General features: G+C 43.5%; 16 protein-coding genes. 7 read left to right on the top strand and 9 right to left on the bottom strand.

Features of this window, described 5'->3' with window-relative positions; genetic code table 11:
* Positions 1–12 precede the first annotated feature (12 nt).
* From TQ33_RS06600 to dapA, 3 genes are read right to left on the bottom strand one after another with little or no spacing between them, the layout of a single operon-like run.
* Positions 13–777: an MBL fold metallo-hydrolase gene (locus TQ33_RS06600; RefSeq protein ID WP_046561350.1), complete on the bottom strand. Its 765-nt coding sequence runs from the start codon at positions 775–777 to the stop codon at positions 13–15.
* On the bottom strand, positions 778–1869 hold the full coding sequence (gene bamC / locus TQ33_RS06605) for an outer membrane protein assembly factor BamC (protein ID WP_046561351.1): 1092 nt from the start codon (positions 1867–1869) through the stop codon (positions 778–780).
* Complete coding sequence (gene dapA, locus TQ33_RS06610) at positions 1853–2734, bottom strand: 4-hydroxy-tetrahydrodipicolinate synthase (RefSeq protein WP_046561352.1); 882 nt, start codon at positions 2732–2734, stop codon at positions 1853–1855. Before dapA ends, bamC begins: the two co-directional genes overlap by 17 nt.
* A gap of 253 nt (positions 2735–2987) precedes the next feature.
* Here dapA and bcp point away from each other — a divergent pair, with 253 nt between their 5' ends.
* Both bcp and TQ33_RS06620 read left to right on the top strand, forming a co-directional pair.
* The gene (gene bcp / locus TQ33_RS06615; protein ID WP_046561353.1) at positions 2988–3455 is read left to right on the top strand and encodes a thioredoxin-dependent thiol peroxidase; all 468 of its coding nucleotides are present in this window, start codon (positions 2988–2990) and stop codon (positions 3453–3455) included.
* A 39-nt stretch (positions 3456–3494) separates the two neighbouring features.
* A complete protein-coding gene (locus TQ33_RS06620; RefSeq protein ID WP_046561354.1) occupies positions 3495–4919 on the top strand; it encodes a PhoH family protein in 1425 nt (474 codons plus the stop codon).
* A 62-nt stretch (positions 4920–4981) separates the two neighbouring features.
* Here TQ33_RS06620 and TQ33_RS06625 read toward each other — a convergent pair whose 3' ends face one another.
* Positions 4982–6088, bottom strand: coding sequence for an AI-2E family transporter (locus TQ33_RS06625; RefSeq protein WP_046561355.1), 1107 nt, complete (start codon positions 6086–6088; stop codon positions 4982–4984).
* A gap of 167 nt (positions 6089–6255) precedes the next feature.
* On the opposite strand from TQ33_RS06625, the gene TQ33_RS06630 reads away from it, so the two are divergent.
* A complete protein-coding gene (locus TQ33_RS06630; RefSeq protein ID WP_046561356.1) occupies positions 6256–7719 on the top strand; it encodes a beta-barrel assembly-enhancing protease in 1464 nt (487 codons plus the stop codon).
* Positions 7720–7721: 2 nt separating this feature from the next.
* Here TQ33_RS06630 and TQ33_RS06635 read toward each other — a convergent pair whose 3' ends face one another.
* A complete protein-coding gene (locus TQ33_RS06635; protein WP_046561357.1) occupies positions 7722–8180 on the bottom strand; it encodes a TlpA family protein disulfide reductase in 459 nt (152 codons plus the stop codon).
* A gap of 144 nt (positions 8181–8324) precedes the next feature.
* Here TQ33_RS06635 and TQ33_RS06640 point away from each other — a divergent pair, with 144 nt between their 5' ends.
* Positions 8325–9923 (top strand): PilZ domain-containing protein, encoded by a 1599-nt coding sequence (locus tag TQ33_RS06640; RefSeq protein WP_046561358.1) that lies wholly within the window; start codon positions 8325–8327, stop codon positions 9921–9923.
* Here TQ33_RS06640 and TQ33_RS06645 read toward each other — a convergent pair.
* Positions 9873–11078, bottom strand: a complete 1206-nt coding sequence (locus TQ33_RS06645; protein WP_046561359.1) for a YihY family inner membrane protein — start codon at positions 11076–11078, stop codon at positions 9873–9875. The genes TQ33_RS06640 and TQ33_RS06645 overlap by 51 nt on opposite strands.
* 46 nt (positions 11079–11124) lie before the next feature.
* Between TQ33_RS06645 and arsC the strand changes: the two genes are divergently transcribed.
* Genes arsC through TQ33_RS06660 form a run of 3 tightly spaced genes read left to right on the top strand, consistent with a single transcriptional unit; the run spans position 11125 to position 12520 of the window.
* Positions 11125–11478: an arsenate reductase (glutaredoxin) gene (gene arsC, locus TQ33_RS06650; RefSeq protein WP_046561360.1), complete on the top strand. Its 354-nt coding sequence runs from the start codon at positions 11125–11127 to the stop codon at positions 11476–11478.
* 5 nt (positions 11479–11483) lie between these two features.
* Entirely contained in the window at positions 11484–12080 is a 597-nt protein-coding gene (gene wrbA / locus TQ33_RS06655) for an NAD(P)H:quinone oxidoreductase (protein WP_046561361.1), read from the top strand.
* Positions 12081–12118: 38 nt separating this feature from the next.
* On the top strand, positions 12119–12520 hold the full coding sequence (locus TQ33_RS06660) for a DUF2069 domain-containing protein (protein ID WP_046561362.1): 402 nt from the start codon (positions 12119–12121) through the stop codon (positions 12518–12520).
* Positions 12521–12584: 64 nt separating this feature from the next.
* Here the strand turns inward: TQ33_RS06660 and aroC are convergent, their stop codons facing one another.
* From aroC to TQ33_RS06675, 3 genes are read right to left on the bottom strand one after another with little or no spacing between them, the layout of a single operon-like run.
* The gene (gene aroC, locus TQ33_RS06665; protein ID WP_046561363.1) at positions 12585–13679 is read right to left on the bottom strand and encodes a chorismate synthase; all 1095 of its coding nucleotides are present in this window, start codon (positions 13677–13679) and stop codon (positions 12585–12587) included.
* Positions 13680–13704: 25 nt separating this feature from the next.
* Positions 13705–14988, bottom strand: coding sequence for a 3-phosphoshikimate 1-carboxyvinyltransferase (aroA, locus tag TQ33_RS06670; protein WP_046562355.1), 1284 nt, complete (start codon positions 14986–14988; stop codon positions 13705–13707).
* 45 nt (positions 14989–15033) lie between these two features.
* Positions 15034–15276, bottom strand: coding sequence for a hypothetical protein (locus tag TQ33_RS06675; RefSeq protein ID WP_046561364.1), 243 nt, complete (start codon positions 15274–15276; stop codon positions 15034–15036).
* Between the last annotated feature and the right edge of the window lie 22 nt (positions 15277–15298).

The following is a 15298-nucleotide window of genomic DNA, read 5'->3' on the forward strand; positions in this document are numbered from 1 at the left end:
GACAATAGGCGACTAACGGATCGAGTACCAACCAAAACCTTCATCTTGACCAGCTATAATCACGTTATCCTGGGGCCAGTTTATCGCTTCTGCAACAGATTTTTGAACCAAGTCTTGACAGTTGTTCTGTTCACTAATGTGACTAGCAATAAGCAGCTCCAAATCATCGCTGATAATACTTTGCAGTAACTGTATGGCCTGTTTGTTACTCATATGCCCCAAAGGCCCACCTACTCGTTGCTTTAATGAATACGGATAAGGCCCATTCCACAGCATGTCTTCATCATGATTACACTCCAACAAAATGCCATGGCACGATTTTAAGGTATCAATAATTTCAGGCGTATAAGACCCCAAATCAGTCAAAATCGCTAAGTGCTTTTGAGAGGCCGTAAATAAATACTGACAAGGCTCACGAGCATCATGAGGCACAGAAATTGGTAAGATATCCAGATCACCTATCTGGAATGCTTCAAAGCCTTCAATTATAGAATATTGGGTTAACTTTCCACACTTCCCCGAGAGTAAGGAGCCGCGTGTAGACCAGACGGGTATGTCAAACTTTCTGCTTAAAGGCCCAACGCCACTAATATGGTCTTGGTGTTCGTGAGTCACTAAAACTGCATCAATGTCGTGAGCTGATACCTCTAAGCGCTCAAGGCGTTTTAACGTCTCTTTAAGCGTAAAGCCACAATCAACCATGACTGTGGCTTTATCAGTTGCAATAAGTGTTGCGTTACCTTTGCTCCCAGAACCCAGCGAAGCTACTTTTAGCACTTAATTGTCGCCTCGCTCACCTTTGCTACGCTTAAACTCGGCAGAAAACTCAGGGTAAATACGGGTAACTGTGCTTGAATCTAAAAGCTCACCTTCAGCCCCATAAAAACTCAAACTAACACCTCCTGCGTTAAGCTCAGACAGTTTAATTTGATAATCGCCAGGCTCAAGATCTATTTTAGCTTCATTGTCATCGCTACCAAACCACGACCAGAAGCCATTATCAGGTTCGTTGACTCTAAAGTAATACGTTTTCTCCGAGCGGTCGCGATCAGTAACTTCTAGGTTCAATGCCGCTAAAACGCGTGGCATCTGATCCCAAACAGCTAAAAACTCACGCTCTGACACTAGCGCTAAAGCTCCTTGATCGTTATACCCGAGCTCAACGTTAATTTTAGCTTGCTGTAAGATACGCTCACGTGCTTCACGTGTGCGCTCTGAATCGTAATAACCTATAAAGTAATTCAAGAACTGCTTTGCCATACGACTTGACGTTTCTACATCAACCCAGCGGTCCTCTTTATTTTGTTGATAAGCGACATGATCAGCTTGTAGCGCCACTTCATTTGGTTTGGTATCAACAATATTCAAACTAAATTTATGACGCTCACCTTCTAATGAGTAAGCTCCTAAATGCTCAGAAACTTGACTCTCATCCGTATCGCTTATCCAGTCAGTGGTAACTGAATCTGCGCTAGCCTCTTGATAGCTTATTTTTTGAGACACCATAAAGCGCTCAATATACTGAACTAGCTCCTCGCTGTTGCCACGAACCCACACTGTTGGTTGTTGGCGTTCAGTGTCTTCCCAGATGCCGTCACCGGCTACTAACAACAACTGAGGAGGCTCAAGGGCCAGTTGCTTACCTTTAGCTTCACGACTAGTGATTACTGTACCTTCAGGAATTCTATAGCTGTCGGTTATATTGACTTCCGTGGTCCCTGGAGGCAGTTGTAACTCAGGGCCTTTATCGCTACTCATGTAACGGTCATCAATATCTTCAGTGCCGTCTGTGGTCGCGCAAGCAGACAACACAACAGCCGCGCTTACTGCCAAAGTAATAGTTTTAATTGTTTTATGGTAATTCAACATTTGCTTGTTCCAATGCTTGGGTAACTTGTGCGTGAAAGCGCGACTCTAACTCGGTCAATGGCAAACGAATACCACGGCCCATTTTATTCATTCGATAAAGCGCCCATTTCACAGGGATGGGGTTAGCTTCAAGAAAAAGCTTTTCATTTAACCCCATAAGTTTGTCATTTATCAGTGCTGCCTGTTTCCAGTTTTGAGCATCTGCTAACTCACACATCTTACTCATTAATCCCGGTGCAGCATTTGCCGTTACAGATATCACACCATGACCTCCGAGCTTCATGAAATCGTACGCAGTTGCGTCATCACCACTCAATATGGTGATTGGAGTTTCAAGTAAGCGATTTAGTTCCGTAACTCGAGTGACATCGCCTGTCGCCTCTTTAATTCCCACAATATTGTCAAGTTTAGCCAGCTCTGCCACGGTTTGTGGCAATAAGTCGACAGCTGTTCTGCCTGGCACATTATACAAGATAATCGGTAAGTCACAGTTTTCAGCGACTGCTTTAAAGTGTGCTAAAAGACCTTGTTGCGATGGTTTACAGTAATAAGGCGTCACAACCAAAGCACCGTCGACACCAAGCTTCTTAACCTCGTTGGTTAAGCTAATGGTTTTATCCGTGCTCATAGCACCGCTACCGGCAATAATCCGTATCTTGCCTGCGGCTTGCTCAACAACCGTTTTAATTGCCAAGAAGTACTCTTGCTCGGTCACGGTTCCCGACTCACCAGTCGTGCCCATCACCACAATACCGGAAGTTCCTTGCTCAATATGCCAATCAACCAGCTCGCGTAGAGCCTCTAGATCAAGCTGACCTTCATCGGTCATTGGTGTCACAATTGCTACAATACTGCCTGAAAACATCTCTAATTCCTCTCATTACGCGTCGCTATGTTAGCCAGCAACAGCGTTAAAAACAACCTAAAAAGGAAAAATCACTGGGATAACTTGCGACAATAAAAATTCTAACGTAAAGTGATATTAAACGATGTTAACGTTCATATTAGCTCAATAAAAGAACGTTACTCTAGTTTCATATAACCAATTGATGTAGTTTGCATTTTGCAAGCGCTCAATAAACAGACAGATAGTATAAAAAGCATACAGGAGGCTGAGCTTGAGCCAACCGCAGCTGAATAAGAAAGCACCACATTTTGATCTACCCGCGACAGGGGAACAAAACCTCTCTCTTAAAGACTTCAAAGATAAAAACCTCGTTATCTACTTTTACCCAAAAGACAACACTCCTGGCTGTACCACTGAAGGCCAAAACTTTCGTGATCTTTTCGATGAATTTCAAAAGCATGACACAGAAATACTGGGCGTATCTCGCGATAGTGTTCGTGTACATGAAAATTTCAAGAAAAAGCATGAATTTCCTTTTGACTTACTAAGCGACAAAGAAGAAGACATGTGTAATGCCTACGATGTCATCAAACTCAAGAAGTTGTACGGTAAAGAGTATATGGGCATTGAGCGTAGCACTTTCTTAATTGATAAAAGTGGCAAGTTACGTCAAGAGTGGCGCAAGGTAAAAGTTAAAGGTCATGCCGACGAAGTACTAGAAGCAGTAAAAGCACTATAACTTCTGTCTTTTCCAAAGGAGCCTATAGAAGGAGCCCAAATGGTAAAACCGAAAATTGCTGGTAAACGTCTTTTTGTATTAGACACAAACGTGCTGATGCACGATCCTACCGCCCTATTTCGCTTCGAGGAACACGACATATTAATACCCATGGTGGTCCTCGAAGAATTAGATGCCGGGAAAAAGGGGCTCTCGGAGGTGGCCCGAAATGTTCGGCAAGTAAGCAGATACCTTGATGACCTTCTCTCTATCGCCGAAGATGATAAAGATCCTATGAAAGAAGGTATTCCAATTGGAATGCTCCAACAAATACAAGACCCATCGAAACACGGAAAAATCTATTTCCAGACTAAAGATCATATCGACCGACTTCCCGACTCACTCCCCAGTAGCAAAGCTGACAATACCATTTTAAACGTCGCCCTAGCCTTACAGACTAAAAACGACGATAAAACCGTAACCTTAGTGTCTAAAGACATCAACCTTCGCATTAAAGCGAATATTGTCGGCGTTCACTCAGAGGACTATTACAACGATAAGGTACTTGATGACGTTGAACAGCTCCATACCGGTTTCTATGAACTGCCGGAAGATTTCTGGGACACCCACAGTCGTGACATCGACTCATGGCAGGAAGAAGGCCATACCTTCTATAAGATCAAAGGTCCTTTGGTAAAAGAGTGGTTTATCAATCAATGCCTTTACCAACCTCAAGACAAGTTTGAAGCTATTGTCCGTGACATTGATGATGCCGATAGTGATAGCCCTACCGCGCTTATTGAGTTGCTAGTGGATTATCGCAATGACAGCCATAACATCTGGGGCATTACCGCGCGCAATCGCGAACAAAGTTTTGCCCTCAACCAATTGATGGATCCCAATATCGACTTTGTCACCTTACAAGGCCCTGCAGGTACCGGTAAGACATTGCTTGCGTTAGCTGCAGCGCTCGAACAAGCCATTGAGATGAAGCGCTATAAAGAAATCATTGTCACTCGTGTCACGGTTTCAGTAGGTGAAGATATTGGTTTTTTACCGGGTACTGAAGAGGAAAAAATGACCCCGTGGATGGGAGCCTTAATGGATAACCTAGAAGTCCTCTCGCCCACCGATAATGATGAATGGGGTGTAGCCGCCACCCATGATCTGTTACGTAAGTGGATCAAGGTGCGCTCACTAAACTTTATGCGTGGCAGAACCTTTCTTAACAAATTCATTATCATTGATGAAGCTCAAAATTTGACCTCTAAGCAAATGAAAACCTTAATAACGCGCGCAGGGCCAGGAACTAAAGTAGTTTGTATGGGTAACGTTGCGCAAATTGATACACCTTACCTTACGGAAACCACTTCAGGGATTACTTTTGTGGTCGATCGATTTAAAAACTGGAAACACTCTGGACATATCACCCTCAAACGTGGCGAGCGCTCTCGCTTGGCGGACTATGCTTCGGAACTCCTTTAACCCTAACGACTGAAAACAAAGAAGGCTCCTGACGGAGCCTTTTTCATAACAGTTATTCTGCTTTACTCGGTTTCAGCTTGGTGCTCTAGCTCTAACGTCTCGTCATCCTCAGTGCTCTGTTTTTTATGCTCCTTAACCGCATCAAGCGTGGCATTTACCAACACCGCTAAAGGAATGGCAAAGAACACGCCCCAAAAGCCCCACAGACCACCAAACAACAGAATCGCACCAATAATGGCCACTGGGTGTAAGTTAACCGCTTCAGAGAAAATTAACGGCACCAGAACATTACCGTCTAAGATTTGAATAATGAAGTATGCCACCATCAAAATATAAAAATCTTGGGTAAGCCCCCACTGGAAGAAAGCGATTAGCGCCACGGGTATGGTCACCAACGCCGCGCCGACGTAAGGTATCAGCACCGATAGGCCAACACACACGCTGAGTAAGAGTGCGTAATTTAACCCCATTATGGCAAAAGTAATGTAAGAAACAGCACCAACGATGATAATCTCCACCACCTTGCCACGGATATAATTACCAATTTGACGATTTACTTCTGACCAGACGCGCTCCGCTAAGTGTCTATCTTGTGGCAACCATTGGCTGCACCAGCCAAAAATCTTATGGCGGTCTTTCAAGAAAAAGAAAACTAATAGTGGCACTAAGATAATATAAACCAACAAGCTCGCGATACTGATTAAAGAGCTAAAAGATGCGCTTAGTAAAGCTTCGCCTAAACTGCCTAACTCAGAATTCAGGCTGTTAACAAAGCCATCAACTTGCTCGGTTGAGACAAAGTTTGGATATTTAGTAGGAAGCTCAAGCACCTGCTCTTTAAGCTTGAGCATAATATTCGGTAACTCGGCGATCAGCCTTGATCCTTGCTTCCAAATCAAAGGCACTAGGCCCAAAAAGATAACGATCGATATGCCTATAAAAGCTGTAAACACCATCAAAACCGAGGTTAAGCGGCCTAATCCTTTTTTCTGTAACGCTGTAACGCCCCACTCCAACAAATAAGCGATGACCAATGCCCATAATATAGGCGCCAGAATATCTCCAACCGTTAAAATAATGAAAAAGCCAACAATGATGAGCATTGTAAGCACAATAGTCGCAGGGCTTGAGAAATTGCGTCTAAACCAACGAGTAAAGATTGATGTCATGAGCTACTCACGAGTTCTTAAGGTGATATAACAAGCAATAATGATTACTTTTTATACTAGCTGAAAGTACGTTCAGCTAAAACAGACTTGTGATTGAACTTTTACCACACAAGCCCCATCATATACAGTAACTTAACATATATTTTAGCATAATGAGCATAAGCCCCATGAAACCAGTTTTATCCTTTCTTGCCACTAGCATTCTTACGGCAGGGGTTGCTTTTAATGCTCATTCGGCTCAAAGCAATAAAATAGACCTTCCTAAAATCGGAGAAACTGCTGGTTCGACCTTATCGATTGCCCAAGAGCAACAAATTGGCGATGACATCATGCGCCAAATTCGTCGCAGTGAATTCCTCATGAAGGACCCCATCGTCACAGAGTACATACAACATCTAGGTTATAAGTTGGTAGCCGCAAATCCAGACGCCCTAGGCCGTCAGTTTCGTTTTTTTGTCATCCAAGATAACTCCATCAACGCTTTTGCCTTACCCGGTGGTTATATCGGCTTACATTCAGGGCTGATTAACGCATCGCGAAGCGAAAGTGAATTAGCTTCTGTATTAGGTCATGAGGTCGCACACGTCACTCAACGTCACCTAGCTAGACGCCTAGAGAAACAAAGTGAACTATCACTACCCAGCATACTAGGCCTTATAGCATCAGTATTAGCAGCAACACAAGATCCTGAAGCCGGTATGGCTGGTGTTGCTGCAACTCAAGCTGCTGGGCAACAAAGTATTATCAACCACACTCGCGATAATGAAAAAGAAGCAGATCGGATAGGTATTAGCATGTTATCTGCTGCAGGGTTTGATGTCAGAGCTGCAGCTGACTTTTTTGAAACACTACAACAATCAAGTCGATACACCTTTAAGCCACCCGAAATATTATTGACACACCCACTGTCACGAAACCGTATTGCCGCAGCGAGAGAACGAGCAGAACTTTACCCCAAAGTAACTCACGAGGACTCACTAGATTACAGCCTAGTAAAATCAAGGATCCAGAGTAAAACATTAATTAATGACAAAGAAGTGTTTCGTGACCTATTAAACAAATATCAGAGTAACAAGCTTAAGACTACAGAAGAAAAGTACTTACTCGCAGAATTGCTCAAAAGTAAAAGCAGAAATGAGCCAGCCATCCATATTCTGACACAGCTGTATAATGACCACCCTGGCAACCAGCTATTGCTATTCACTCTAGCAGAAGCGCACTTAGCCCACGGCTCTGGACGAAAAATGTTACCTATGCTGGAAGAGCAGTTATCGAAAACACCTGATTCAACCAAGCTCATTCTTGCGACTTCAGAAATTTACCTGAACGCCGATCAGCCTGAAAAAGCAGAGTCACTGCTGCTTCGTTATGCCGATCTAAATCAGAAAAACCCAACCTATTTAAGCCTTCTAGCTAAAGCGCAAGCTGATGCAGGGCATACTCCAGAAATGTATGAAACAACAGGGCAATATTTGTTACTGCTAGGAGATTTGAGGACAGCTAAAAAACACTTTGAGTTAGCACTACATGCTACGTCTGAAGATCCTTATGCCCAAACTCGGATTCAGGCGCGCCTAGAGGATGTTCGATTAAAAATACGCGCCATGATTGAAGAAGGCTCCAAGCGCTGAGGTTACCGCCCTTCCACCTTCTGAATAATTTCTAATATCTTAGAGCGGTCTATTTTTCCTAAAATTGGCCCCATCGTTTGCCCACTGGGGCTGATCAAATAGGTCCCAGGTAAGCTTTGTGGTTTTGCAACCGGAAGGTATGGCATTGGTTCAGTTGCTACAATCGGGTATTTAATATCAAGCTTTTTAACCAACGCCTCAAGTTCATCATTCGATAACTTATCGTAACTTACGCCAATAACCGCAATATCTGGGTTTTCCTCGACCAACTTGCCTAACTCAGGAATTTCCTCCAAGCAAGGCGGACACCATTCAGCCCAAAAATTAATCACTAGCCACTGCCCACGATAATCATCAACGTTTTTTTCTTCTCCCGAAAGAAAGTGAAAACTGTTTTGATTCGAACAAGCGGTTAGGAAACTCAACGCAACCAGTAAGCTTAGGGCAATAATTTTTTTCATGAGATATCAACTTAAATCAATCACTTAAACCAGATACAGCCCACAAAAAAGTGGACTATGTCACATAATTTGGGCATTATTATACAGACAAAGCTTTGTAAGCCGAAAGTAGTTTGCAACAGATTTATTGGTAAAGGACTTTTAATGGAATCGATACAGTTAACCTACCCTTCAACCCAGCATGGGCAAGAGTTTATGATGGATCATAAACCTAGCTCAGTAAAAAGCTGGTTAGCCAATTTATCTTTTACTGATACCAACAAGTCACTTGATCAACTTCTACAAGCAGCTCGCACCCTAAACCGTACCGAACAAAAGCTTAGCCAGCGTGAAGAAAACCTTAGCACGCTAGAGCAAGGTTATCTTCGGATGAGCCGTCATTTTCGACAACATAATGACCAACGACTCGTTATCGCTACTGAGAATCAAGCAAAATTACTCAGTAACTTAACAGCCGAAATGGCCTATGGTTATAAACGCGTGGTTCATGAGCTTGCTGAACAAAAAGTTCTTTTGAAGAAGCAACGCAGAATGGCCAGCGCGATTAACCAAGCTTTACACTATCTCGGACTGCATCTAATCGAGCATTATCAACAATATTCGCCAATACCAAGCTATATATGGCATGAGCTTCATAAGCTCTATCACTTTGCTGAATTACTTAAGCTACAAGCAGTCAAAATTAAAAAACAAACGGATAGCTTATTATCGTTAGACACCATAGAGAACACCTATAAGCGAAATTGCTTAATGTCGGTCATTAATCCTTACCATGTAGAAGGCAACCAACATTGGCATCTCTATAAATACTTCAGTCACTGGGCCAGAATTACAACGCTGTCCAGTGATCTCAAAAAGTTTGCTCACAGTGAGTGTTTTGTGATCGATCTCACAAGTGGTAAGCGCCCAGAATATGCAGCATCAGACAATGAGTACGAGGAGCACCCCTTTTATCGCTTGCTGATAACATCTGAGCTCTTGAAGCGCCTCCATAAACAACTTAAGCACTTTTCGGCTCACCAAACTCTGCCTAACCCTGGTTTTTACTCAGTAATTGAGCCAAGTATTGGCCACAAGCTGCTACAACAGATTTACGCCTACTGCGATCATCACATCGAACGAAAAGACGCACGCTACCCCGTCATTAGTAACGTTAATTTGGTGTGGGGACTAGCGAATATAGTGAAAGTATTACAATCAACATCCCTTTCTAACGATGACAGCGTAGAACTTGAAACATCACTGACAAAAATTCTAGGTAAAAGCTATAAGCAGATGCTGCACTGGCAAGCGGTGAATTATAGTAACGGTGGCATTTGCGTACGCCAGCCTAAAGAAGACATTACTCAGCTGAACGTTGGGAATTTAGTGTTACTAAAGCGTCATATTAACAATCAGCCACAAAAAACTTGGCAATTAGGGATCGTACGTTGGCTTAATGGTAATAAGAATACCGGGGCTACTATGGGACTTGAGTATCTACATGGCCAAAAAACCCCAGCACATTACCTGACCAAGAATAATCACAGTGAAGTGCTAAAACATAATATTTTACTGGTAACTCCTTTCGACAATCATGAAACGTTACTCATAGCACCGAAGCACCTCATTGGTAACAGAAAGAAAGTGAGCCTAGAGCTTAATGGAAAGCCCGTCGAACACCATATTATCTCGTCTAAGGAGTCCAACTCCTTAATCGCTATCTTCGAGGTTACGACTGTCGCTGATGATGGAGACGTCTAATATTTCGTCTATAGACTCGTTTGCACTTTCAACATACTCAGCAAAATAGTTAGCTTTATCAACCTCTAAAGCTTGATTATTATTAGGTAAACGCCATGGTCCCTCTCGGTAGACACGACCAACGGTAAGCTCCATAGCATTCACCTTCAAACAGTATTGGCTGCTCTCTAGTTTAGCCACGTAATTAAGGTTGAGTAACTGCTCTACAAGGTGTCTTAAGGTTTGTCCATGCAAATATGGAAACTTACTTCTTAGCTGATCAATGGTTAACGAGCTTTCGTTGGATTGCGCTTGGGCGAACACCTGTAATATTTTCAGAATGGATATAAAGTCATGCTCCGTCTTCTCACGCTTCATTTCGAAACGATGGAGCGCGAAACAAAACACCGCGCCTAGCAATAAAATTATCCACGATAGGAACACCCACAAGAAAAATAATGGAATAGCCGTAATGGCTCCGTAGATAACTTCATAGGTTGAAAATTTCGCCACAAACAGGGCAAACCCATACTTAGCTATTTCGAATAGTAGGGCTGTAATCGTTGCCGCGATAATCGCTTTGCGAAACCTGACATGACTAAAAGGCGCAACCATGTAAAGTGCACTGAAAGCTAAAACAATTAACACAAACGGCAAACCAAAAGTCAGAATGCCGTTAATACTCGACACTAGTGGCAACGCAGCAAAGTATGATGATGCGGCTAGGCTGGCTGCAATTAATATTGGCGCCATTGTCAACATGGCCCAGTAAGAAATCCACTTTTGGATACCTCGACGCCGATTCTTAGTTTCCCAAATCGTATTAATGGCGCGATCAATGGCACGCATTAACATCATTGACGTGAGGAATAAAAAAGCAAAACCGACTGCCGATAAATTTTTAGACTTTGACACATACTCATTGAGATGATCTTGAACCGCTAAGCCAGTCTCAGGCAAAAAATTCTTAAAAATTAACTCCTGAACTTCAACATTGAGCTTCTCAAATGCTGGGAAAATTGCCATTAAACTCACGGCCACTGTCATCAGAGGAACTAATGCCAGCATTGTATTTAAGGTCAACTCAGCAGCCATCGAGCTACTGTTTTTCTTTGCGAACTCACCAAATACAAACTTAGTGAACGCTTTTAACCATTTAATCCTTTTTTCTAACATCAATTATGCCTAGAATAGTCGCATGAATTTATAAACTGACACTATTATGAGCGATTTTAGCATTTTACATAACCCTCGTTGTTCAAAATCTCGTCAAACTTTAGAATTACTTCAAGAAAACGGTGTAGAACCAACCATCGTAAAATACCTTGAAACTCCGCCTTCTGCGGCACAAATCAGTGACATCGTTACATTATTAGGCGTTAGCCCTCGTGATATTTTGCGCAAAAAAGAAGCTGAATACAAAGCGTCTGGCCTTGATAATCAGGACTTGAGCGATAAAGAAGTCATCGCACTCATGGTTGAACACCCTAAAGTTATTGAGCGCCCAATTGTATTCAGTGACAAGGCAGCCGCGGTTGGACGTCCACCAGAAAACGTGCTGAGCATTATTAAGTAAGTTTAATGAATACGATCCTAGTACTTTACTACTCTCGCTCTGGCAATACCCGTGCTATGGCGAGACTGATTGCTCGTGGTATCGATCAAATTGATGACTGTGAAGCCATGTTAAGAACCGTGCCACCGGTCAGCGCCGATCATGAGTCAACGGCTGAAGCCATCCCCAGTGACGGTGAGCCCTACGTCACGCTGGACGATTTAGAACGCTGTGATGGCTTAGTTCTAGGTAGCCCTACTCGCTTCGGTAACATGGCGGCACCGTTAAAGTACTTCTTAGAGACAACATCATCGCAGTGGCTTTCAGGCACCTTAAGCGGAAAACCGGCCAGCGTTTTCACTTCAACCAGCTCGTTACACGGTGGACAAGAATCAACCTTGCTCACCATGATGGTGCCTTTACTCCATCATGGTATGATTATTTCAGGTATCCCCTATTCTGAAACCGATTTAGTTAAAACTACCACTGGTGGCACCCCTTATGGCGCGTCCCACCTAGCTGGGCCTGACAGCAATAACGATATAAGCGCCTCAGAAAAAGCCTTATGTATTGCTCAGGGCAAACGCATTGCAGAGCTTAGCAAAAAGCTTAAATCATTTTAACTTTAGCCCCTAGAATACCTTTTATTAGCGATTTATATATGAATATCCATTTAAAGAAGGCCCTTAGAGCCAGATTAATAGCCGTCGCCAGCTTCTTGGCGATTGCCCTTATTCTTCCTGTATTTATCTGGTTGAATCATGACAATCCCGCTCTACGCTGGGTATCGTTAGTAGTATGGTGGTTGCCTTTGATGTTTGCCATTCCAGGAATGTTTAAGGGCAAGACTTATACCTATGGTTGGACTGGCTTTGTGATTCTTCTTCCTTTTTTCTATGCTTTTTTCTACATCACAGAACCTGAAAAAATCGTATGGTCGTCGGTCATCGTCGTGCTATCAGTCATCTACTTTCTCATGTCCGTCAGTTACGTCAAACAATTTGCTTTGTCGCAAGGAGTTAAGACCAATGCTGATGCAAAGAAAGTCAAAGGAATAGAGTGATTGGTGAAAGAACGTTTCTAAACGAAAAAGGCTGGTTACTCACCAGCCTTTTTTAATGTCTGCGTTATAGGTCAAATAAGTTTTTATAGGCTCTAAAACGTAAGAAATGATCGCATAATACCAGTGCAGCCATTGCCTCAACGATTGGCACTGCCCTTGGTAATACGCAAGGATCATGGCGTCCACGCCCATGAAACACCACATCCTTTCCCTCTAGGTTAACCGTCTCCTGCTCACGAATAATGGTTGGCGTTGGCTTAAAAGCTACTCGGAACACAATCGGCATACCATTAGAGATCCCGCCCTGCACACCACCAGAGTAATTAGTCTTGGTAATAACGGAGCCATTGTCGTCGAAGAAAACATCGTTATGAGTTGAGCCTTGCATTAAGGTGCCTGCAAAGCCAGAACCAATTTCGAAGCCTTTACTAGCGTTTATCGACAGCATTGCTTTTGCCAAGTCAGCTTCCAGCTTATCGAATACAGGCTCTCCTAACCCTACAGGGACCTTACGCAGCTGACACTCAACGACCCCACCGAGAGAATCTCCAGCTTTACGAGCAGCTTCTATCTTCTTCACCATCTTTTCAGCTAGCTCGGGCTCAGGACAGCGCACAAGGTTGGTTTCAATCAGATCTGAATTCACGTCTTCTGGGGGTGTCTGTAACTCTAAATCTTGCACACTTTTAACATAGCCGAAGATATCCACACCAAGCGCTTGAGTTAAGACTTTACGTGCAACAGCTCCAGCAGCGACATGCCCAGCCGTTACGCGAGCAGAGCTACGACCACCACCAGCAACATCTCGAATACCGTACTTTTGTTGATAGGTATAATCCGCATGACTGGGACGATACAGTTTCGCCATTTCTGAATAATCTTTGCTTTTTTGGTCTTTGTTACGAATGAATAAGGTCAGTGGTGTCCCGGTGGTAATACCGTCCACCGTACCAGACATGATTTCCACTGCATCAGCTTCATCTCTGCGCGTGGTGATAGAGCTTTGTCCAGGTCGGCGCTTATCCAAATAGGGTTGAATATCTTCTTCCGTCAGCTTCAAACCAGCTGGGCAGCCTTCAACAACGACGCCAATGCCCTTTCCGTGGGACTCGCCCCAGTTACTAATTTTAAATAATGTTCCGAAGCTATCACCCGCCATTTACCCTTCTCCCAATCTATTCAGTTTAAGAGGCATCCACAACCTGTGTTTGAATACCAATGGTCTCTAAAAACTCCCAGTATCTTGGGAATGACTTTTCTACAGCTTGAGCATCCGTTACGACAATACCTGGCATCTTAATGCCTAATAGCGCGAAACTCATCGCCAGCCGATGATCATGGCAACTCGATAATTTGTGCAATGTCAGTTTCTGTCCACCAGTCACTCGAATGCTATCGTCGTCATATTCAATATTGGCACCGAGTTTGTTGAGCTCATCACATAGGTCGACGATGCGGTTCGACTCTTTGAATGCCAAATGTGCAATATTAGTAATATAGGTTTGACCTTGAGCAAACATCGCAAGCACCACCAAAGTAGGCACCACATCGGGCATATCGCCCATATCGACCTCAATCCCTTTAAGTGGCTGTTGGTACCTTAACGTTAATTGACTGTCGGTGCGCTCAATATCAGCACCCATCTGCTGCAACACTTGGTAAAACTTGGACTCGCCCTGTGGGGAGTTAAAATCAAAAGCCTTTAAAGTGACGCTAGTTTCAGCCAGAAGCCCCGCCACCATGAAATAACTGCTACTCACCACATCACTGGCAATATCAATACTCGCTGCACTAACCGACTGCTCGGCAGGAATCTTGAGTTCGGTATTGGAAACCTCTTCAACTACGCCACCAAACAATGAAATAGCATTTTTCGTCAGCTGGATATAGCTTGAGGAGACCGTTTTCCCCTTGAGCCTTAGTGTCGTGTCGGCCTTGGCTTTAAGGCAAGCAATCAACAAACCACTTAAATATTGGCTACTGCGACTGGTATCCAGTTCCACATACCCGCCCTTAATTGGCCCTTTAAGTTTAATGGGTAAAGTATCGCTGCCCACCTCCACTCCAAGCTCACGAAGGCTCTGTGAGACCTCCTGCATTGGCCGCTGACGCATTTGCTGACTGGCATCTATCACAACTTCAGTACTCAAGTTACTGGCAACCGCAGTAATAAATCGGCTGAGTGTGCCACTATCACGGCAATTAATTTCAGCAGTTTGAGCAAGGCTGTAATGTTTAATCCCTTCAATATCAACAACACCTGGGCTTATCTCAGTCACGCTCGCACCCAGCTGAGTGATAGCATCAAGCGCCGCTTCAATGTCATCGTTTTGCGGTAAGTTGCGCAACTGAGTGGTGCCAGTAGCAATAGCCGCCAGTGCAATATAACGATTCGCCAAGTACTTGCTACCAGGCACAGTAACTATCGGAGACTGGATATTATGGGTAATAACTTGTCTATTTGACATACTTTCCATACTCAAAGACCCTAAGAGCCTATTAGGCTTAAGATCTTAAGGTTGTAACTCTTCTATTAATTCAGACAGCAGTTCAATATCGCGGTCACTTAACCCATCTGACTCCACCGCATCCTCAACAAATAGCGCAAATTCAGCAAACCATTGCTCATCGGTTAAATCATCTACTGGAATTAAGTCCACCATCGGGATTAAATACCCGACTAAAAATAACTTCTCTTCTTCAACGGTTTGTTCTAGCTCTAATAGCTGTTGCTTAATTTGTTCTGCAATCGGCATAACCCACTCTCTTCTTCAAATT

This window comes from Kangiella geojedonensis (assembly GCF_000981765.1).
GTDB classification, from domain to species: Bacteria; Pseudomonadota; Gammaproteobacteria; order Enterobacterales; family Kangiellaceae; genus Kangiella; species Kangiella geojedonensis.